This window comes from Streptomyces sp. NPDC058240 (assembly GCF_042882135.1).
Taxonomy (GTDB): Bacteria; Actinomycetota; Actinomycetes; order Streptomycetales; family Streptomycetaceae; genus Streptomyces.
In genome coordinates, this window is the sequence record NZ_JBHVWT010000003.1 from 441,282 (window position 1) to 459,875 (window position 18,594).

General features: G+C 70.4%; 17 protein-coding genes. 13 read left to right on the forward strand and 4 right to left on the reverse strand.

Annotation, left to right across the window (positions count from 1 at the left end; genetic code table 11):
- The first annotated feature begins 11 nt into the window (after window positions 1-11).
- From ACFVX4_RS09810 to ACFVX4_RS09825, 4 genes are all read left to right on the forward strand, one after another.
- Window positions 12-149: a hypothetical protein gene (locus ACFVX4_RS09810; protein WP_389973833.1), complete on the forward strand. Its 138-nt coding sequence runs from the start codon at window positions 12-14 to the stop codon at window positions 147-149.
- 60 nt (window positions 150-209) lie between these two features.
- On the forward strand, window positions 210-875 hold the full coding sequence (gene leuE / locus ACFVX4_RS09815; RefSeq protein WP_389973836.1) for a leucine efflux protein LeuE: 666 nt from the start codon (window positions 210-212) through the stop codon (window positions 873-875).
- A 283-nt stretch (window positions 876-1,158) separates the two neighbouring features.
- Window positions 1,159-2,613 (forward strand): hypothetical protein, encoded by a 1,455-nt coding sequence (locus ACFVX4_RS09820; RefSeq protein ID WP_389973839.1) that lies wholly within the window; start codon window positions 1,159-1,161, stop codon window positions 2,611-2,613.
- Complete coding sequence (locus ACFVX4_RS09825; RefSeq protein ID WP_389973842.1) at window positions 2,610-5,021, forward strand: glycosyltransferase; 2,412 nt, start codon at window positions 2,610-2,612, stop codon at window positions 5,019-5,021. Before ACFVX4_RS09820 ends, ACFVX4_RS09825 begins: the two co-directional genes overlap by 4 nt.
- A gap of 77 nt (window positions 5,022-5,098) precedes the next feature.
- On the opposite strand, the gene ACFVX4_RS09830 is transcribed toward ACFVX4_RS09825, so the two are convergent.
- Window positions 5,099-6,484 (reverse strand): polysialyltransferase family glycosyltransferase, encoded by a 1,386-nt coding sequence (locus tag ACFVX4_RS09830; protein WP_389973845.1) that lies wholly within the window; start codon window positions 6,482-6,484, stop codon window positions 5,099-5,101.
- Window positions 6,481-7,470 (reverse strand): glycosyltransferase family 2 protein, encoded by a 990-nt coding sequence (locus ACFVX4_RS09835; protein WP_389973848.1) that lies wholly within the window; start codon window positions 7,468-7,470, stop codon window positions 6,481-6,483. The genes ACFVX4_RS09830 and ACFVX4_RS09835 overlap by 4 nt, the downstream gene beginning before the upstream one ends.
- Window positions 7,471-7,679: 209 nt before the next feature.
- Between ACFVX4_RS09835 and ACFVX4_RS09840 the strand changes: the two genes are divergently transcribed.
- From ACFVX4_RS09840 to ACFVX4_RS09865, 6 genes are all read left to right on the forward strand, one after another.
- Window positions 7,680-9,029 carry a DUF6716 putative glycosyltransferase gene (locus tag ACFVX4_RS09840; protein WP_389973851.1) on the forward strand — a complete coding sequence of 450 codons (1,350 nt, stop codon included), beginning with the start codon at window positions 7,680-7,682 and terminating at the stop codon, window positions 9,027-9,029.
- A 20-nt stretch (window positions 9,030-9,049) separates the two neighbouring features.
- On the forward strand, window positions 9,050-10,285 hold the full coding sequence (locus ACFVX4_RS09845) for a cytidylyltransferase domain-containing protein (RefSeq protein WP_389973854.1): 1,236 nt from the start codon (window positions 9,050-9,052) through the stop codon (window positions 10,283-10,285).
- Window positions 10,286-10,336: 51 nt separating this feature from the next.
- Complete coding sequence (locus ACFVX4_RS09850) at window positions 10,337-11,272, forward strand: N-acetylneuraminate synthase family protein (RefSeq protein WP_383764273.1); 936 nt, start codon at window positions 10,337-10,339, stop codon at window positions 11,270-11,272.
- 11 nt (window positions 11,273-11,283) lie between these two features.
- Window positions 11,284-12,339, forward strand: coding sequence for a hypothetical protein (locus ACFVX4_RS09855; RefSeq protein WP_389973858.1), 1,056 nt, complete (start codon window positions 11,284-11,286; stop codon window positions 12,337-12,339).
- A 144-nt stretch (window positions 12,340-12,483) separates the two neighbouring features.
- Window positions 12,484-12,807, forward strand: a complete 324-nt coding sequence (locus ACFVX4_RS09860; RefSeq protein ID WP_389973860.1) for a hypothetical protein — start codon at window positions 12,484-12,486, stop codon at window positions 12,805-12,807.
- Between the two features lie 248 nt (window positions 12,808-13,055).
- A complete protein-coding gene (locus tag ACFVX4_RS09865) occupies window positions 13,056-14,024 on the forward strand; it encodes a LamG domain-containing protein (protein WP_389973863.1) in 969 nt (322 codons plus the stop codon).
- Window positions 14,025-14,488: 464 nt separating this feature from the next.
- Here the strand turns inward: ACFVX4_RS09865 and ACFVX4_RS09870 are convergent, their stop codons facing one another.
- Both ACFVX4_RS09870 and ACFVX4_RS09875 read right to left on the reverse strand, forming a co-directional pair.
- Window positions 14,489-14,692 (reverse strand): hypothetical protein, encoded by a 204-nt coding sequence (locus ACFVX4_RS09870; RefSeq protein ID WP_389973866.1) that lies wholly within the window; start codon window positions 14,690-14,692, stop codon window positions 14,489-14,491.
- 5 nt (window positions 14,693-14,697) lie between these two features.
- A complete protein-coding gene (locus tag ACFVX4_RS09875; protein ID WP_389974028.1) occupies window positions 14,698-14,883 on the reverse strand; it encodes a type II toxin-antitoxin system Phd/YefM family antitoxin in 186 nt (61 codons plus the stop codon).
- Between the two features lie 198 nt (window positions 14,884-15,081).
- On the opposite strand from ACFVX4_RS09875, the gene ACFVX4_RS09880 reads away from it, so the two are divergent.
- The 3 genes from ACFVX4_RS09880 (at window position 15,082) to ACFVX4_RS09890 (ending at window position 18,369) form a co-directional block, all read left to right on the forward strand.
- Complete coding sequence (locus tag ACFVX4_RS09880) at window positions 15,082-15,747, forward strand: hypothetical protein (RefSeq protein ID WP_389973869.1); 666 nt, start codon at window positions 15,082-15,084, stop codon at window positions 15,745-15,747.
- A gap of 216 nt (window positions 15,748-15,963) precedes the next feature.
- Window positions 15,964-17,190, forward strand: coding sequence for an amidohydrolase (locus tag ACFVX4_RS09885; protein WP_389974031.1), 1,227 nt, complete (start codon window positions 15,964-15,966; stop codon window positions 17,188-17,190).
- A 138-nt stretch (window positions 17,191-17,328) separates the two neighbouring features.
- On the forward strand, window positions 17,329-18,369 hold the full coding sequence (locus ACFVX4_RS09890) for a BMP family protein (RefSeq protein ID WP_389973872.1): 1,041 nt from the start codon (window positions 17,329-17,331) through the stop codon (window positions 18,367-18,369).
- Window positions 18,370-18,594: the final 225 nt, after the last annotated feature.

Here is an 18,594-nt window from a genome sequence, read left to right on the forward strand (position 1 = left end):
AGGAGGATGCCGTGGCCGTAATTCAGCACGAGGAGCAGGTGCACGTGCAGGAACAGCACAAGCGCGGGACCTCGTTCGCCGTGCCGGACGTGGTCGGCGTCGAGATGGAGCTCTCCGTGGACCGGCTCCTCGACGGCGACGAGGACTGACCCCGCGCCTTCCCGAACCCCCCGGACGGAGTGTCGTACCCGCGTGCGACACTCCGTTTCATGCTGGGTGTCACCGATCTTCCGACCTATCTCGCCGGCCTGGTGCTGATCGTCCTGCTGCCGGGACCGAATTCGCTGTACGTGCTCTCCGTCGCCGCCCGGCGCGGGGTGCGGACCGGGTATGTGGCGGCGGCCGGGGTGTGGACCGGGGACACCGTCCTGATGACCTTGTCCGCGCTGGGGGCCTCGTCGCTGCTGCAGACGACGCCGGTGCTCTTCGCCGTCGTCAAGTTCGCCGGTGCGGGCTATCTGACCTGGCTGGCGATCGGCATGCTGCGGGCCGCGGTGACCATGTGGCGCGAGCGGCACCGGCGGATGGCCGAGCTGACCGAGGAGGACGCCGGGCCCGCGGCCGCGGCGGCGATGGAACGGCCCTACCGGCGGGCGCTGGTGGTCAGCCTCTTCAACCCGAAGGCGATTCTTTTTCTGATTTCGTTCTTCGTGCAGTTCGTGGACCCCGCCTACGCCTATCCGGCGCTGTCCTTCCTGTTGCTGGGCACCCTGCTGCAGATCGCCAGCTTCCTCTATCTGTCGATGCTGATATTCGGCGGCACCCGGCTGTCCGCCGCGTTCCGCCGCCGCAAGCGGCTGTCGGCGGGGGCCACCTCGGCGGCCGGTCTGCTCTTCCTCGGGTTCGCGGCGAAGCTCTCGTTCAGCAGCGTCTGACCGTCGCGCCGGGCAGCGCATCGGCCCGGGGGCGGTGGCAGTTCTCCGTACCGAAAGGGCGAGTTCATCCGGCGGCCGCTCAGGTTTCTTAGCGTGTCGCGGAACCGATCACGCGCGCCGAGCATCCGCCCCTCGACGGAGCGGGGCTCCGTGCGCGCTCAGGTGACCGCACATCCGGATACGCCCCCTCCCCCCACGGGCACCAGACGCTTGGAGCGCCATGAGAGAAGCCCGCACCCGTTGGCCACGGCAACGTGACGCGGCCCCGCCCGGGAGCGCCGCCTTGCCGCTCGCCTCCGTCACCCCGACCGACGTGGATGTGTGCCTGCGGGCCTGTGCCGCGCACAGCACCAAGCTGGTGGCGGGGCTCGACCGGCGGCGTACGGCACTCGCGGAGGCGCTGCGGCACCTGCTGGCCGTGCACGCCGCGGCGCAGCCAGCGGGACCCGCGCCCGCCGGGTCCTCGATCCCGCTGATGCGGCGCGCCGGCAAGGCGGGCGCGGCCTCCGCCGCGACCCTCGCCGAAGAGCTGCTCGACCCGCTGCTCGCGGTCGGCAACAAGGCGCTGGACTGCGGTTACGAGGACGAGCTGAAGCTCGCGATGCTCATCGGGGACACCGTGCTGACCCAGCGCAAGGGTTCCCGGGCCGGCTGGCGGCTGCGGGCCAGGACGCTGGAGGCGATGGGTGCGGAGACCGCGGCCATCGAGGCGTACGAGCGCTACCTCTCGTTCACCGAGGACGACGGCTTCGGCATCGCGGCCAAGGTGGTCGGGCTGCGGGCGGGCGCGCGGCTCCAGGACGAGCTGCTGCGGAGGCTGGAGCGGGACTGCCCCGCCGCCGCCGAGTACGCCGCCCGCCCCGTCACCGAGTCCTGGGCCGAGGGCCTGGCCCTCCAGGCGCGCGGCGACCGGGACCGGGCGGAGCCCCGGCTGGTCGGTGCCCTGCTCGCCCAGGAGCGCACCGGAGCCCCGGTGACGGAGCTCCAGGAGGCCACCTCCCAGTACCTCGGGCTGGCCATGGAGGCGGCCGGGACGGACCCCGTCGCCGTGGCCCGGCTCACCGAGATCGTCGGCCTCTACGCCGAACAGCGCAGGAGCCGGATGCGCGGCCCGGTCGAGGACCCCACCTTCGGCGGCGTCGAGTGGACCACGGTCGGCGAGTTCCGCAACCGGATCGCGGGCCGGTCGATCTGCCTCATCGCCAACTCCCAGCGCGTCGGCAGCAGTTCGATGGGCGCCGAGATCGACGGCTACGACCTGGTCGTCCGCTTCAACTCGTACCGGATCGACCCGGCGGCGACCGGACGGCGCACCGACATCCACGCCACCATCCACAAGCACGGCTTCAACTGGGACCAGAAGGTGCACACCCGGCTGGTCTTCGGCGGGGTCTCCGGCGACTGGAAGCACTCCCTGCGCAACCGCCTCGTCCCGGGCGCCCAGCAGTACCTGGGCGACGAGACGCTGCGCTGGCCGCTGCGCGACATCGGGCGCGTCGGCGCCGACGTCTGGCCGGCCATCCCCACCACCGGGTTCAACATGCTGTGGCTCCTGGACCACCTGGACGTCAGCAGCCGGATCGACCTGATCGGCTTCGACTTCTACGAGAGCGGCGCCTACCGCCTGCCCGGCGCGATGCGGATGCCCATCACCTCCGTGCACGAGTACACCAGCGAAAAGGCGTGGGTCATGGAACGCGCCCAGAGCGTCACCGACATGAGGATCCGACTGCGATGACGACGACCGCCACGACCCCGTCCGCCACGGGCCTCCCCGGCACGGACCTTCCCGACCCGGTCCTCCCCGCCACGGACCTTCCCGCCACGGACCTTCCCGTCCCGCCCGCGCCCGCGAATTCACTCACCGGCAAGCGCCGGGTCGCCTTCGCGAGCTTCGTCGACGAGAACTACCTGCCCGGTTTCCTCGCCCTGCTGCGCAGCCTTGCCCTCTCCAACCCGAACGTCTGCGAGGACTTCCTCGTCCTGCACGACGGACTGCGCCCCGCGTCCGTCGCGCAGATCCGGGCACTGCACCCGCGCGTCGACTTCCGCCGGGTCGACGCCGAGCACTACGACTCGTACGCCAAGGGTGACCAGGACAACTACCTGGTGCGCAAGGCCTACTTCATCCTCGACATCTTCCGGGTCCGCGACTACGACACCGTGATCACCCTGGACACCGACATGGTCGTCCTCGACGATCTGGGTGAACTGCTCGCGCTGCGCGACGGACTGGCCGCCGTACCGCAGTTCTTCTACGGGCAGCACAAGCTCAACAGCGGGCTCCTGGTCATCCAGCGCGAGTATCTGAGCGACGCGTTCTGCGCGAGGATCGACGAGGTCGGACGGGCCGGCACGTACGAGCTCGACAAGCACGACCAGGGCATCCTCAACGCCGTGCTCGACGGCGACTTCGTCCAGCTCGACGCCCGTTACAACTTCGTCAAGCGGCGGCTCTCCGGCGACCTCCCGGTCCCCGACTCCACCGCGATCCTGCACTTCACCGGGCGGCACAAGCCCTGGCAGGGCGGCGAGGCCGGCTACCGCGAGGCCGAGAACCGCTGGCACGAATTCGAGCTGTCCGACGCCGAGTTCCACTCCGCGTACGTGGCGCTGCCCGGCGCCAAGCACCACGACCTGCTGGTCCACTACGGCACCCCGCAGGTGCTGCGCACCGGGTCCCCGGAGGCCGCCCGCAAGGTCGCCGCCGCCCACATCGCGGCCGGCGAGTACCAGGAGGCGGCCGATCTGCTGGGCCGGGTCCGGATCCCCGTCGACGAGTCCTGGCCGCACGAGGTGCTCGGCCACGCCCTGATGAGCGTCTCCCGCTACGAGGAGGCCCGCGCCCGGCTGCTGCTCGCCACCGCCTCGCCCAACCGGGCCGCGACCGCCTTCGCCCGCCTCGCCCAGATCTCCTGGATCCACGGCGACGACGACGAGGCGGCCGAGTACGCCCTGAAGGGTCTCGCGGTCGACCCCACCCACCGCGCCAACCGGCTGATGCACAAGCGCACCACGGACCTGACCGCCCCCGTGGAGGGCCCCGCCTCCGGTCAGCTCGCCCATGTCGCCTTCTACATGGAGCGCCAGGGCAACGCCGGGGACAAGCTGCTGCCCGAGAGCGTACGGCTGGCCTTCGGCCGGGACACCGGACCTCGGCGGTGGCACTCCATCCACGCCCACCGGCTCTTCGACGGGGCCGCGCTGGAGCGGGTCAACGAGCGCCGGGGCCTGGTCATCGGCGGCGGCGGCCTCTTCATCCCGGACACCGCGCCCAACGGCAACAGCGGCTGGCAGTGGAACGTCCCGGACGAGCTGCTCGACCGGATCGACGTCCCCGTCATGGTGTACGCGGTCGGCTTCAACGCCTTCGACGGCCAGGCGTACGGGCACGGGCGGGACCGGTTCCTCTCCAGCCTGCGCAAGCTCGTCGAACGGGCCTCGTTCTTCGGGCTGCGCAACCACGGCTCCATCGAGAAGGTCCGGGACCTGCTGCCCGCCTCGCTCCACGACAAGGTGCGTTTCCAGCCCTGCCCGACGACGGTCACCAGGCAGCTGGTGGATGGCTGGACGGACCCGGAGCGGCGCGAGGACACCGTGCTGATCAATGCCGCGTACGACCGTTCCGGGCTCCGCTTCGGGCACGACTACGGGCACTTCCTGGGCGAGATGGCGACCGCGGTGCGGGAGCTCGGCGAGCGGGCCGAGGTCCGGTGCGTCGCCCACTCGCTGGACGACGAGCGGATCGCCTTCGACCTGCGGCGCGAGCACGGGATCGCGCTGCCGGTGATCCCGATGTACGACTTCGGCAACGACGAGATCCGGGACACCTACGCCCGCACCAAGCTGGTCATCGGGATGCGCGGGCACGCGGGGATGATCCCGTTCGGCTGCGGTACGCCGATCATCAGCCTGATCTCGCACCCGAAGATGGCGTACTTCCTGGCCGACATCGACCGTCCGGAGTGGGGCATCTCGGTCCACGACCGGCACCTCGGGGCCCGGCTCACCGAGCGGGCGGCCGGGCTGCTCGACGACCACGCGGCCACGGTCGCCGATGTGCACGGCCGGCAGCGGGAACTCTGGAAGGTCACCGAGGCCAACGCGGCGGACCTGAGGGTGATCCAGGGCGGCGTGCCCGTCTGACGGCGCCGGGAGCGGGGCGGGGCGCCGAACCGGGCCCGGCCCCGCACCCGACGCCGAACCGGCCCCGCACCCGGCGCCTACTGCCGTACCACCCGGCGTCGTACCGACCGTGCCACCCTGCGTACCACCGCGTTGCGCGGCAGGAACGCGAGTTGCGCCGGCACCGCCCCCGGCAGTGCCAGCGAGGTCAGCCGCCTGCGCTTGAAATAGCGCCATGTGGTGGTGTCCAGGTGTGCGGCCAGATACCGCTCGGCGGCCGGCCGCAGCTCCGGGTAGATTCTCGGCTGCATCGCGAACCCGACCGCGGTGACCAGCCCGGTCAGTTCCGCCGGATCCACCGGCTCCGCGCCCCGCGCCGTCCCCGCCTGCTCGACGGCCGCCCGGTCCGTCACCTCCGGCACCAGCGCGTCCACCAGCGTGACCGGGACGCGGTTGCTGTTCTCGTACGGGGCGAGCCGGTCCAGCAGCACCTCGGTGCCGACCCGGGCCACCGGCAGCCCGTAGAACTGCGAGGCGGTGAGCAGCGCCGTCGAGAAGCAGCCGACGACCAGCGCGGGCCGCATCCGCTGGTAGAGCACCTCGGCGAGGACCGGTGCGGTGAGCACCCCCTCGTCCAGCACCGTCAGCTCGGCACCGAGCCTCCCGGCCTCCTCGCGCATCGCCCTCGACCACTGCGCCGGGGCCGTGGGATGCGGTTTGAAGACGATCCGGGTGTGGCCGAGCGCGACCGCGCCGCGCATCATCCGCAGATGCAGATTCTCCTCCTCGGCCGCGCTGATCAGCCCGAGCGCCGAGAGGTACTGGCCGAGCAGCAGCGCGGGCGCCTCCACGGCCGGCACGCCGTCCCGGGCCGCGGGCGCGTCCGCCAGCTCACCGAGCACCTTCAGGAACACCTCGGTCGGCACGATCTGCGGCGCCACCCCGAACTCCGTGAGCAGCAGCGGCTTCAGCCCCGGCACCAGGTCGAGGTGGAGCAGCCGGCGCACCCGCGTACCGACCAGCGGGTCGATCTTGTTGCGGGTGGGGCCGTAGCTCATCAGCCCGTCCGCGTACACATCGACCGGCGCACCGGTGAAGATCTGCGCGACGGCCAGCGCGGGGTTGACCTGGATCGATTCGACCGCGAGCTCGATGTCGTCGTCGCCGAGCCCCCAGGCCAGGCGCAGATGCCGCTCCCACAGGGGTACGTCGTCGGGGCGCGGCGCCCAGCCGCCCGGGTGGAAGGGGGCGATCGTCGTGTTCCACGACACCACGTCGTCGAAACGGCCGCGCAGCGCGTCGAACCCGGGCATCGCGTCGAGGGAGGCCGTCGTCTCCGGCACGGCCGCGTTGTTCGAGACGAGCAGGATGCGGCGGTCCGCGTCCGGGAAGCAGCCCGCGTCGAGCGCGGCGGCGAGGGTGGCGGTGCCGTAGAGCGTGGAGGCGAGGAAGATCTGCGTGGTGCGGGACCGGGCGGTGTTCACGCGGCGGCCACCTCCTTGGTGCCCGCGGCGGCCGGACGGCGGCGCAGCCGGCGCAGCAGGGTGGCGCGCTGCACGTCCATCGAGTCCAGGGCGTCGTCGAGCACCTGCTGCGGCATTCGCTTGAGCGCGGCTCCACTCATGGACTTCAGTGTGCGGGCCACGGCGGGTTCGAACCTTTCGATCGAGCTCATGTGGTGGAAAATGATCGCGCAATAGGTACGGACCGCTTTCGGCAGCAGTACCTGCGCGTCACGATCTTCCGCGGTTTCCCGAATGACCTGGTCGAACGAGCGAATGAAATCGAGCTGGCGTACGTCGCCGATCTGCGTGAGCGAAGAGGCGACCCCGCGCCGGTAGAAAATTCCGAGAAGCCCCAGCACCGCGAAGGAATCGGCCTCGCGATGGAGCCGCCAGATCCACGGGCGGTCCTCCGCGGTGCGCAGCCCGTCCGTGAAATGCAGCAGCCCGCGGTCCAGCAGCCGCCGGTGGTACAGCCCGGCCCAGGCGTACGGATAGTCGACCGAGGTGGACCGCCCGGCGGGCAGGATCGCGTCCCGCGGGTCCAGCACCTCGCCGCGCCGGCCGTGCGGGACGCGGTGCACGCTGCGGTTCCTGCCCTCGACCTGGACATGGTCGGTACGGATGAAGTCGCAGCCCAACTCCTCTGTCCTGGCAAGGAGTTCGGCATAGAACCCGGGGGCGAGCCAGTCGTCCCCGTCGAGAAACGCGAGGTACTCGCCGCGCGCGGCGTCCAGGCCGGTGTTACGGGCGGTGGCCAGTCCGCCGTTCTGCTTGTGTCTGCGTACGACCACCCCCGGAATCTCGTCCTCGGCGCGGCGCAGTATGTCCGCGGTCCCGTCGGTCGAACAGTCGTCGACGAGGATGAATTCGAAGTCCTCGCGGGCGTTGGCCCGCAGGCTTCTCAAGGTGTCGGGGGCGTATGTCTGCACGTTGTAGAACGGCACGATGACCGAGAGCTTAACCACCCGTCTCACGCTAGGCGTGAGCCCGTCATTTGCCTTGGCCCCGGGAGGGACGGTGGGTGAACGGCGAATGTCGGAATGATGAACCGGGCCGAATCGTGGGCGATTGCGTCCCCTTTGTGAAGGCGATTCGCCAAGCGTCGGCGGGCTGTTAACCAGCTGTTGCCGTCACGTTGGGCCGCGAATCGGAATGCCTTCCTAAGTTCTGGGACGTGCCCCCACGTACCGAAAAGACGACCGCCCTCCGGGTAGCCGTACTCGCCGACTCCGACACCCGGTGGAAATGGGGCGCGCTCACCGCGCGCCGCCTCACCGCCGGTGCGTCCGGGGAGTCGGCGCAGCGCGTCGAGATCAGCGGACTGCTGCTGCGCGGCCGGGCCACCCCGACCCCGCGCCAGCTCGCCGAGGTCGGCGACGTCGGTATCGAGGCCGGCCGGGTGCGCGAGGTGACGGCCGTCGAATTCCTGCACACCGTGCGCGACGAGGGGTACGACGTCGTCGTCCTCGCCCTGGTCGGCGGAGCCGTCCAGGCGATGCTGCACGGACTCGCCGCACTGCGGCTGCCCGCCAGGCCCGTCGTCGTCACCGGCTACGTCGGCGTCGTCTACGAGAAGCTCGCCGACGGACTGCTGCTGCGGCACGGCGCCGACATCGTCCTCGCCAACTCCCGCCACGACGCGGAGCGCTTCCGCGCGGTGTACGAGGGAGTGGGCGCCGACGCCTCGGCCGTCACCGAGGCCGCCCTGCCGTTCCTCGGCGGCGAGCCGCACCGCCCGCAGGAGGGCCGCGACACCGTCGTCTTCGCCGCCCAGCCCTCCGTACCGGCCTCCCGCGACGACCGCATGTACCTGCTGCGCAGGCTGGTCGAGCACGCCAGGCTGCACCCGGAGCGCGAGGTGCTGCTGAAGCTGCGCTCCAAGCCCGGCGAGCACACCACGCACATCGAGGAACTCCCGTACCAGCGGCTCGCCGAGAGGCTGCCCGGCGGCCTCCCGCCCAACTTCCGCCTGGTGTACGGGCACATGGGCGAGGTCCTGGACCGCACCGACCTGCTGGTCACGGTCTCCTCGACCGCCGCGCTGGAGTCCCTGCACCGGCGCGTTCCGACCGCGGTCCTCAGCGACCTCGGCGTCCGCGAGGCACTGGGCAACCACCACTTCATCGGCTCCGGCCTGCTCACCTCCTGGGACCACCTGGACGGCGGCTTCCGCCCGGAGCCCGACCCGGGGTGGCTGGCCGGCCAGGGCGTCGCCGCCGACGGCACGTACGCCACGGCCTACGACCACGCCCGCGCCCGCGTCGACGCCCTGCTCGCCGCCGCCCGGCTGCCCGACCTCGCCCCCTACTACACGCCCGCCACGGCCCCCGGCTACCTCCCCGGCATCCTTGCCCGCCACCACCTCGCCCCCGACGGGCACCCGCTGCCGGGCGCCGAACGGCCCCGCGAGACCGGCGGAGTGCGCGGCGCGGTCCGCGAAGCGGTCCGGGAGGCGGCGCGCGGCGCGTACCGGCAGGGCGTCCAGCGGGTCGCCCCGGTGATCCGACGGATGGGCGAGCTGTGAACACCACTTCAGGAGCAGAGATGACCCCGACCCCCACCGTGCTCGCCGTGATCCCCGCCCGCGGCGGATCCAAGGGCGTACCGGCCAAGAACCTCGCCCAGGTCGGCGGCGTACCGCTGATCGCCCGCGCCGTACGCGCCTGCCTGGCCTCCCGCGAGGTCACGGACGTCGTCGTGACGACCGACGACGTGGCCATCGCGGATGCGGCCCGCGCCGCGGGCGACACGCTGGGTGCCCCCGAGCGGCTGCATATCGTCCAGCGCCCCGCGGCCATCGCCGGGGACAAGTCCAGCAGTGAGGACGCGGTGCTGCACGCCCTGGACGCCTACGAGGCGATGCGCGAGCGGACGGCCGACGTGGTGCTGCTGGTCCAGTGCACCAGCCCCTTCGTCGTACGGGAGGACATCGACGGCGTCGCCGCCGCGGTCGCCCACGACGGCGCCGACACGGCGGTCACGGTCGCCCCCTTCCACGGCTTCCTCTGGCGCGACGGCAGCGCGATCGAGGAGGACAACTACGGCGTCAACCACGACAAGTCCGTACGGCAGATGCGCCAGGACCGCCCCGAGGACCTCCTCGAAACGGGCACCGCGTACGCCATGAACGCCGAGGGCTTCCGCACCCACCGCCACCGCTTCTTCGGCCACACCGCCCTGGTGCGTACCGACGCCGCGCGGGTCCTGGAAATCGACGACCCGCACGACCTGGCCCGCGCCCGCGCCCTCGCGCCGCTGCTCGACCCCTCGCCGCTGCCCACCCTCGACGACATCGACGCGGTCGTCCTCGACTTCGACGGCACGCAGACCGACGACCGGGTCCTCATCGACGCCGACGGACGCGAGATCGTCGCAGTCCACCGCGGCGACGGCCTGGGCATCGCCGCCCTGCGCAAGACCGGACTGCCGCTGCTGATCCTCTCCAGCGAGCAGAACCCGGTCGTCGCCGCCCGCGCCCACAAGCTCCGTATCCCGGTCCTGCACGGCATCGACCGCAAGGACCAGGCGCTCAAGCAGTGGTGCGACGAACAGTCCATCGCTCCCGAACGTGTCCTCTACGTCGGCAACGACGTCAACGACCTGCCGTGCTTCGCACTCGCCGGCTGGCCCGTCGCCGTCGCCAGCGCCCACGACTCGGTACGGGCGGCCGCACGCGCCGTCACGACCACCCCCGGCGGCTTCGGCGCCATCCGCGAGATCGCGGCCTGGCTGCTCGGCCCCACCCTCACGGCCACGCATCCCACACAGTCCCCCAAGTGATCCCGGGTCCCCCGAACCCGCCAAGTCATCCGAGCTAAGGAAACACACCTCATGAGCACCTCCCGTCTGCGCACCCTCGGCACCCGCACCGCCGGCCCCGGCAACCCCGTCTACGTCACGGGCGAGATCGGCATCAACCACAACGGCGACCTCGACAACGCCCTCGCGCTGATCGACGTGGCCGCCGAAGCCGGCTGCGACGCCGTCAAGTTCCAGAAGCGCACCCCGGAGATCTGCACCCCGCGCGACCAGTGGGACATCGAGCGCGACACCCCCTGGGGCCGGATGACGTACATCGACTACCGCCACCGCGTCGAGTTCGGCGAGGCCGAGTACCAGGCCATCTCCGAGCACTGCGCCAAGCGCGGCATCGACTGGTTCGCCTCCCCGTGGGACACCGAGGCCGTCGCCTTCCTGGAGAAGTTCGATGTCCCCGCCCACAAGGTCGCCTCCGCCTCCCTCACCGACGACGAGCTGCTGCGCGCCCTGCGTGCCACCGGCCGCACGGTCATTCTCTCCACCGGCATGTCGACCCCGCGCCAGATCCGCCACGCGGTCGAGGTCCTCGGCTCGGACAACATCCTTCTCTGCCACGCCACTTCGACGTACCCGGCCAAGGCCGAGGAACTGAACCTGCGGGTCATCAACACCCTCCAGCAGGAGTACCCCAACGTCCCGATCGGCTACAGCGGGCACGAGACCGGCCTCCAGACGACCCTCGCCGCCGTCGCCCTCGGCGCCGCGTTCGTCGAGCGCCACATCACCCTCGACCGCGCCATGTGGGGCTCCGACCAGGCCGCCTCCGTCGAGCCGCAGGGCCTCACCCGCCTCGTCCGCGACATCCGCACCATCGAGGCCTCGCTCGGCGACGGCGTCAAGAAGGTGTACGAGTCCGAGCTCGGCCCGATGAAGAAGCTCCGCCGGGTCGCGGGCGTCGTCGCCGAGAACGCCGAGGCGGCCCCGGCCGCCGAGCCGGTCGCGGTCTGACGGGCCGACCGGTGAACCTCGCCTTCGTCGAGAGCCCGGTCCAGCTCCTGAACGTCCTGGAGTGGGCCTACACAGAGGGAGGCGGCGACCGGGTCCTCACGGACATCACGGTCGTCGTCCTCCCCCCGGTCGACCCGATGTCGCGCGGTCAGCTGCGCCGGATGGCGGAGCTGGCCCGCGACGAGGGCGTCAACGTCCGTTGGCAGGAGGCGCGCGGCGGCGCGGGCGCCCCCCTGAAGAGCCTGCGCGACCTGTCCGGACTCGTCCGCAGGGCGGAACACGTCGTCATCGGCGACCCGTTCTCCCGGTACGTACAACTCCTGCTCACCATGGTCCGGGCCCGCCGCCTCACCGTGGTCGACGACGGCACGGCCACCATGGAGTTCGTCGCCCAGCTCGCGCGCGGCGAACGCCTGGTGCGCTGGCACCGCAAGGGCAGCTCGGGCCCGCGCGAACTGGTCCTGGCCCCGGTCACGGCCCGCGCCCGCAGCCGCTTCACCCCGTCCGCCGACCGTACGGTCGAGGTCTTCACGGCCATGCCGGTCGAGGCTCCGCCCGGTGTGACCGTCACCCCCAACACCTTCGCCTGGACCCGCGCCCGCTTCGGCCCGCCGCTGCTCACCAAGGGCGCGGACCTGGTCGGCACCTCCCTGGTCGAGACGGGCGTGGTCGACCGGGACCAGTACCTGGAGGCCGTCGCGTCCCTGTCCCGCACCCACGGCGCGACCCGCTACTTCGCACACCGCCGCGAGTCCACCGAGAAGCTCCACGCCCTGGAGGCCGCCACCGGCCTGGAGATCGTCCGCCCCGACCTCCCCCTGGAACTCATCGCCCGCCGCGGCCCCATCGGCCGAACGGTCCTCAGCTTCCCCTCCACGGTCGTCCACACCCTGCCCCTCGCCCTGGCCGGCACCGAGGTGAAGGTCGCGGTCTGCGACATCGCCCCGGAATGGCTCCGCGACACGGCGTCCCCCCGCGCCCAGGGCTTCCTGAGCGGCGTCACGGAGACTGCCCGCAACGTCCAACGCCTGGCCCCCTGGCGGGCTACGGCGGTGACGGAGGCGTAGGACGTATCAGGCGGACACCCCTTGGCCCCGCCCACCCGCCAGACCCCGCCCGGAACGCGGAAAGCCCGTGGGAGGGCTCGGTCATATCCCGGTGACAGCGCTTACAGGCGACGTTACACTGCGATTTTACGCAAGGGGTGATCCGTGATTATCGTTTTCATCATTTCCGCAATTCTCATTGTGGGCGGCATCGCCTACATTGCCAACCTCTTCAAGCGCGACCATGAGATTCGGTCGCACGGACGGGATATCCGGGCCCTGGTGGAGGACGTTCGCTACCTCGGCTCGAACGATGGCGGGAGCGTCAACATAAAATACCGGCTCTCCTGGCAGGAGGGCGGTGTGACCAGGAGCGTGGAAGGCCGCGACACCATTTCCTCCTTCCGCTCGTCAAGGGTGCAGAAAGGCTGCGAGGTCGATATCAAGTACCTGGACGACAGCCACATCATGTTTGTTTTTGACGAGTAGGTGGCGCGGGGCTGGGGGTCGGGGTGCCCGCTCCGTATGAATCGCACTGATCGTGCAGGGTATTGGCGGGGTAATCGTGAGTCACGCCACATGTCATATGTCTCGTTCTGCCGCATTGATGCAGAACATCCCTCTGGTTGGGTGCGTGGCCTCTGCATAGAGTCCTGCCGGATTCCCTCTACTCGGGGAATCTTCATCTTCTCGCGGATGGGGTGGGGATTATGTGGAGACGCTCGTATCGTCGAAGAATGGCTGGAGTGGTGGCCGCCGCCACGTTGAGCCTCATTGCGGGAGGAGTGCTGGCGCCGCAGGCGACGGCGGCGGGACCGGCCGGTAGCGATGCTGGGGACGGCAAGGGGGCCATCGCTCGGTGGAGTCCGGCGAGGACCCCGTCGAAGCCCTCCGGTTCGAGCCTCACGACCGGCCTGCCGCAGATGTTCCAGCAGGGCCCGGTGCTCAAGGGGCGCTGGCAGTTCGAGGAGACGACTGCCGGTACACCCGCGAGCACTCCGGACGCCGCAGAGCAGTCCCCGCCGATGAACCTGTACGGGGGAGCACAGCTCGGGCCGGGGACGATCGATGCCAGTGGTCTCCAGCTGAACGGCGTCGACTCCTACGCCGAGCTCCCGGCCGTGCCGGTCGACACAAGTTCGAGTTTCACGGCGACCGCATGGGTTCAGGCGTCCGAGTCACCGGACCACCCGATGACCGTGATCAGTGCTGCGGGAAACACGCGCAGCGCCTTCGACCTGCGCTTCCAGCCGGATCCCACTGGTCTCGAAGGACTCGGAAGCTGGGAGTTGACACTGCCCGATGAGGACAGCGCAGGGGCTGTGACCAGGCAGGTCAGCAGTACGGAGTTCTTCGATGTCCGTGACTGGAACCACCTGGCGGTGGTCTACGACAGCTTCGCCAAGGAGGCTCGGCTTTACGTCAACGGTGTACTCCAGGAATTCAGGTGCGCCGACGACGACGGAGACGGTCGGCCGGACGACAGCGCCTGCCGGGACCAGGTTGCCTGGGCGGGCGATGTGCGGACGTTCAAGGCCGAAGGGGCCATGCAGGTGGGGCGTACGGTGCCGGACACCGCGGGCGGGTACTTCGCCGGGACGATCGACGACCTCTGGGTCTTCCAAGGAGCATTGAACAGCAGCCAGGTCAGCTATCTCGCCAACACCTGGTTCGACATTCCGACTGAGGTTCCGGCCGGCAGTTGATGTTGCCGAGTGGTGGTGCCGACCGGGCAGCAATCCGGTCGGCGCTGCTGCCTCCAGCTGAACAGCTGGAGCGTGCTCCTTCGCTTTCGCGTCGTGCTGGAGGCGGCGCCGGAGCTGGGCTTGGACACCGGCGGCGACGCCGATGCGGGCGTACTCGCCGGCCCAGCGCCGCAGGGCCCGTGAACTCGCCGTGAAACTAGGTGTTCTGGCTGCGTAATCGGTGCGGAGGCAACGGGTCGGAGTCTCTGCCCCGCCCGTGTGCCGATGCCTCCTACGGGTCTTGACCGTACGCCCACCGCAGGGGCGGACGCCCTCGCGGCTGCCCGGACAACGACCTCACGGAAACAGATCTCCTCCATGTCGCACTCCACCACTCGCCTTCTGCCCCGGAAGGGCTCAGACGGCAGGACGTGCCTGCTGATCACCGATTGAGACGCCCCTGGTTGCGTCTCCCGCGTTGCCGATCAGATCGAGGCCGTGCAGCTCGGTATGGGGGTGGAACTGATCGGACACGCGAAGAAGTTGCTGGCTGACCCGCGGGCCGAGGCCGCCCAGGTCCGGTATCTGGCCGCGCGGTTGACCGAGGCGTTGAGGGATGCTGTGCACGTGGCGGTGAGCTCGGCGGAGTCGTCGAGCCACCACAGGACGACGTGTGTGTCGAGCAGCATCTTCATCAGCGCATCCCGAAGGCGTCGGCCAGGTCGTCCGGCAGGTCGTCGAAGTCCTCCCTGATGTGGATCTGTCCCTGGAGCGAGCCGCGCCCTGTCCGCTTCACCCGGGCACGCAGCGGCACGACCTTGGCCACCGGTTCTCCCGCTTTGGAGATCACTACTTCCTCTCCCGTGGCCACCTGTTCCAGGGGACTAAGTTTGCCCCGCGATCCTGAGGTGTGCCTCGATGGCGGCGGGCTCCTGCCTGTCGGGGTGGCGGCCGATGCCGTACGCAAGCCTGAGCGGGTCGTCATGGATCACCCTGACCCGTAAGTGGCCCACGCCCAGGGTTTGTTGGGGGGAAGCCCCGATAGCGGGCAGGGTCGGCCGGGCGCGAGCATCGGCGCATGACAACGATGCGGATGGCGACGGAGCGACAGAGCGGGACGGCCGGGACGGCCGGTACGGGCCGGGCGACGGTCGGAGCGGCCCTCCTTGCGGGACCGGTCCTGATGGCGGGGTACGGAGCGGTGCGGCTGGCCGGGCGTGCCCTCGGTGATTACGGGCCCGGGGTGTGGTGGTCGCTGGCGCATCTGCTGTTCCTGGCCGGGGTGCTCGCGTTCGTGCCGGTGTTCCTGGGGCTGAGGGGGCTCGCCGGGGAGCGTGGCGGCGGCAGGGTTGCCGCCACAGTGGCCGCCGGGGTCGGGCTGCTCGGTACCGTGGCGGTGGTGGTGCAGGCGGTGATCGACCTGGCGGCCGGGTTCGTCGCGGCGGACAAAGAGGCCATGAGCGAGATCTTCGATCGGGTGCAGGGTGTGCCCGGCGTGATGCCGTTGGTCTACACCGTGGTGCCGATGCTGTTCTGGCTCGGACTGCTGGGCCTCGTCACCCTTCTCGCGTTCTTCCGTCGTGACGTGGTCCGGGCGTGGGTGCCGGTGATGGTGCTGGCGGGCACCGTGCTGATGGCCGTGAGCCTGGATCTGCTGCCGGTCGGAGCCCTGTGCCTCGGGCTGGCGCTGATGCCGGTACGCCGGGCGCTGCGCGGCACGGACCAGTCGGCCGTACGTGGGTGAGCGGTCCACGGCTCGCGGGGAGGGCGGCCCGGCCGCCCGCCCGGCCGGGCATGCCGTACATGTCCGGCCACGACGGAAAATCCGCGAGTGTACCCACCCGGTCATCACCTCACACGCCGCAGCGCAGTCATTTATTCGTCTATGTGGCTGAACTTTTCTTGTTTCATGGTCAGTTGACGGGGGAAGGGCCTTACCCTTCACCAGGTGAACCAGTTGATGTCCCGCGATTCCGATGCCCAGCCGCCCGGGGACGAGGCGCTGCCCGGCAGCCTGCCCGAGGCCTTGCGTGCCGAACTGATCGCCTTCCGGCGTGACTTGCACATGCACCCCGAGCTGGGCAACCAGGAGTTCCGTACCACCGCGGCCATCAAGGCGCGGCTGGAGAAGGCCGGACTCGAACCCCGGGTGCTGGACACGGGGACGGGGCTGATCTGTGACGTGGGGAGCCGGGAGGGCGACCAGCGGCCTGTGCTCGCCCTGCGCGCGGACATCGACGCACTGCCCATCCCGGACACCAAGACCGGCGTCCCGTACCGCTCCACCGTCCCCGACCGGGCGCACGCGTGCGGGCACGACATCCACACCACCTCGGTCCTCGGCGCAGGGCTCGTGCTCGCCGAGCTCGACCGGCAGGGGCTGCTGCCGAACCCCGTGCGGCTGATCTTCCAGCCGGCCGAGGAGGTGCTGCCCGGCGGGGCGCCCGACACGATCCTGTCCGGGGCGCTGGAGGGCGTCGGGCGGATCATCGGGGTGCACTGCGACCCGAGGGTGGACGTCGGGCGGATCGGACTGCGGGTGGGGGCGATCACCTCGGCCTGCGACCGGCTGGAGGTGTCGCTCGACGGTCCGGGCGGGCACACCGCCCGGCCGCACCTGACCACCGACCTGGTCACCGCCGCCGCCAAGGTCGCCACCGAGGTGCCCGCGCTGCTGGCCCGCCGGGTGGACGCACGGGCCGGGCTCGCCGTCACCTGGGGGCGGCTGGAGGCCGGCCACGCCTGCAATGTGATCCCGCAGCACGCCGAACTGTCGGGCACCGTCCGCTGCCTGGAGCTGGCCGCCTGGCGGGAGGCCCCCGACCTGGTGCACGCCGCGATCGACGAGGTGGCCGGGATGTACGGCGCCAAGACGGTGATCGACTACGTCCGGGGCGTCCCGCCCGTCGTGAACGACGCTGCCGTGATCGATCTGCTCGCCACGGCGATGACCGCGCGCCGCGGATCGTGTGCGATCGAGGACACCGAACAGAGCCTGGGCGGCGAGGACTTCTCCTGGTACCTGGAACACGTCCCCGGCGCCATGGCCCGGCTCGGGGTCCGCACGCCCGGCGACAGTGCCCGCCTCGACCTGCATCGCGGTGATTTCGACGCCGACGAGGAGGCGATCACGGTCGCCGTCGAGCTGTTCACTGCCTCCGCGTTGCTCGATGGCAACCATCCGTAACCGGACACGTCACCCCTGGTTCGCGACGATCCGATAACGGCTTCCGTACAGGGCTTTATCTGACATCTACGCGCGTTACGATCGCCGCGAAACCAGCGCCGGAAGAGGCGCTTCGGTCAGGTTTGAAGGAGCCTTCCCTTGCGCCGGGTATCCAAGATCACCGCTGCGTGTACCGTCACCGCGGCCCTCGCCCTCACTGCCACCGCGTGCGGCGAGTCGTCCACCGAGAGCTCCGGCTCCGACAAGGGCAAGATGAAGATCGGCATGGCCTACGACGTGGGCGGCCGTGGTGACAACTCGTTCAACGACTCCGCCGCGCGTGGTCTGGACAAGGCCAAGTCCGAGTTCGGTGCCGAGACCAAGGAGCTCACCGCCAAGACCGGTGAGACCCCCGCCGACCGCGAGCAGCGCCTGGAGTCGCTCGCCGAGGGCGGCTACAACCCGGTCGTCGCGGTCGGCTTCGCGTACAAGGACGCGGTCGACAAGATCGCCGCCAAGTACCCGAAGGTGAACTTCGGCCTGGTCGACTCGGTCGCGAGCGCCAAGAACGTCGACAGCATCGTCTTCACCGAGGAGCAGGGCTCCTACCTCGCCGGTGTCGCCGCCGCGCTGAAGTCGAAGGACGGCCAGGTCGGCTTCATCGGCGGTGTGGACCTTCCGCTGATCAAGAAGTTCGCCGCGGGCTTCCAGCAGGGTGTCAAGGACACGAACCCGAAGGCCAAGGTGCAGATCCAGTACCTGTCCACCGGTTCGGACCTGTCCGGCTTCGGCAGCCCCGACAAGGGCTCGTACGCCGCCAAGGGCATGCTCGACAAGGGCGCCGACATCATCTTCGCCGCCGCGGGCGGCTCGGGTGCCGGTTCGATCGAGGCCGTCGCGGGCAAGAAGGGCGCCTGGTCCATCGGCGTCGACTCCGACCAGGCCCTCGACCCGTCCCTGGCGAAGTACAAGGACACGATCATGACCTCCGTCGTCAAGAACGTCGACGGCGGCGTCTACGACCTGGTCAAGTCCGTCAAGGACGGCAAGCCGCTGGCCGGCACGCAGACGTACACCCTGGCCAAGGACGGCGTCAGCCTGACCACCACGGGTGACCACCTCAAGGACATCCAGGCCAAGCTCGACGAGGCGAAGAAGAAGATCGCCGACGGCACCATCAAGGTCAAGACCACGACCTGATCCGGCCCGTCGACCGGGACCCGGGCCAGGGGGTGTCCTCGAAGTCCCGCCGTCCGCCGCACCGCAGGGCGGACCGGGCGGGACTTCGGCGGCACCCCCTGGCCGCTCAGGGCCTGGGCGGGGGGGGGGGGGGGTTGCCCAAACTCCTCCCCACAAAAGAACCCCCCCCCCCAAAAGACATCACAGAGTCGGCACCCTTTCCCCTCTGGCATCGCTTTGTGCCAC

What these genes read in the sequence shown, in the direction of transcription:
- leuE (WP_389973836.1), top strand. Translation starts at nt 210, where the DNA reads ATGCTGGGTGTCACCGATCTTCCGACCTATCTCGCCGGCCTGGTGCTG.
- ACFVX4_RS09825 (WP_389973842.1), top strand. Translation starts at nt 2,610, where the DNA reads ATGACGACGACCGCCACGACCCCGTCCGCCACGGGCCTCCCCGGCACG.
- ACFVX4_RS09845 (WP_389973854.1), top strand. Translation starts at nt 9,050, where the DNA reads ATGACCCCGACCCCCACCGTGCTCGCCGTGATCCCCGCCCGCGGCGGA.
- ACFVX4_RS09850 (WP_383764273.1), top strand. Translation starts at nt 10,337, where the DNA reads ATGAGCACCTCCCGTCTGCGCACCCTCGGCACCCGCACCGCCGGCCCC.
- ACFVX4_RS09865 (WP_389973863.1), top strand. Translation starts at nt 13,056, where the DNA reads ATGGCTGGAGTGGTGGCCGCCGCCACGTTGAGCCTCATTGCGGGAGGA.
- ACFVX4_RS09870 (WP_389973866.1), bottom strand. Translation starts at nt 14,692, where the DNA reads ATGCTGCTCGACACACACGTCGTCCTGTGGTGGCTCGACGACTCCGCC.
- ACFVX4_RS09880 (WP_389973869.1), top strand. Translation starts at nt 15,082, where the DNA reads ATGACAACGATGCGGATGGCGACGGAGCGACAGAGCGGGACGGCCGGG.
- ACFVX4_RS09885 (WP_389974031.1), top strand. Translation starts at nt 15,964, where the DNA reads ATGTCCCGCGATTCCGATGCCCAGCCGCCCGGGGACGAGGCGCTGCCC.